The sequence below is a fragment of the Aeromonas sp. PS2Canimalfood6 genome (genome assembly GCF_048276795.1).
GTDB lineage: Bacteria > Pseudomonadota > Gammaproteobacteria > Enterobacterales > Aeromonadaceae > Aeromonas > Aeromonas caviae.
The window spans coordinates 1-786 of the sequence record NZ_JBLUXC010000147.1 but is presented as its reverse complement, the minus strand read 5'-3'; the positions used below and the strand labels follow the sequence as shown (position 1 = coordinate 786).

1 protein-coding gene and 1 pseudogene are annotated in these 786 nt (G+C 47.5%); both read left to right on the top strand.

What is annotated here, in order from left to right:
* Window positions 1-136: pseudogene (locus ACNPAA_RS20965) on the top strand (IS30 family transposase); the annotation flags it as partial.
* A 69-nt stretch (window positions 137-205) separates the two neighbouring features.
* Window positions 206-682, top strand: a complete 477-nt coding sequence (locus ACNPAA_RS20960; protein WP_417891995.1) for a hypothetical protein — start codon at window positions 206-208, stop codon at window positions 680-682.
* Window positions 683-786: the final 104 nt, after the last annotated feature.

Sequence of the window (786 nt, the reverse complement as noted above, 5' to 3'; positions counted from 1 at the left end):
AAAGGGAACAGACCTGAGAGAGGTCACGGACGAGGATGTCAGGAGAGCGGAGCAGTGGCTCAACCTACGACCTCGGAAATGTCTCGGATTCAGGCAGCCTGTCAAGGTATTCGAAGAGTACCGTCAGGCGGCATAGGCGAGTGTCGCACTTCGAAGTTGAATTCGCGAAATCAAGGGCTATTTATCATGAATGGAAGCACTGTCTATGATGCAAAAGATTCCTATTAATCGGCGGAAATACAATAAGTTAGTTGCCAATGAGATGTTGGAAGACTTCGCGCTGCGCTTTACCTCGAAACGCGCCCGCAAATGGTCTGCGACCTGGATCGCCAATAGCGCACTGGGTATTGTCTCGTTTCTGGTTTTAGAAGCGTTGGGCGGCTCGATTACGCTCTCTTATGGTTCCATCAATGCACTGTGGGCTATCGCAGCCGTTTCCGTAGTCGTGATTTTCAGCGGCATCCCAATCTGCTATTACGCATCCAAATATGGGGTAGACATTGACTTACTCAGCCGTGGTGCTGGGTTTGGTTATATCGGTTCCACCATTGTTTCGCTGATATACGCCTCGTTTACCTTTATCTTTTTCGCGCTGGAAGCCGCGATCATGTCGATGGCGTTGGAACTGCTATTGGGCATCCCGCTGTTTTGGGGCTATATCATCAGCAGGGCGAGATCGTGAACATTTTGTTAAAAATTAAAAATAGTTTTTTGCCTACAAAACAAATACTTATAGGCCTGTGATATGCAGTTAACTTTATAGTCAGGATCGCCTTCACACTTTTT

Bases quoted from the DNA above. Each gene is read 5' to 3' on its own strand.
- ACNPAA_RS20960 (WP_417891995.1), top strand. From the start codon at position 206: ATGATGCAAAAGATTCCTATTAATCGGCGGAAATACAATAAGTTAGTT.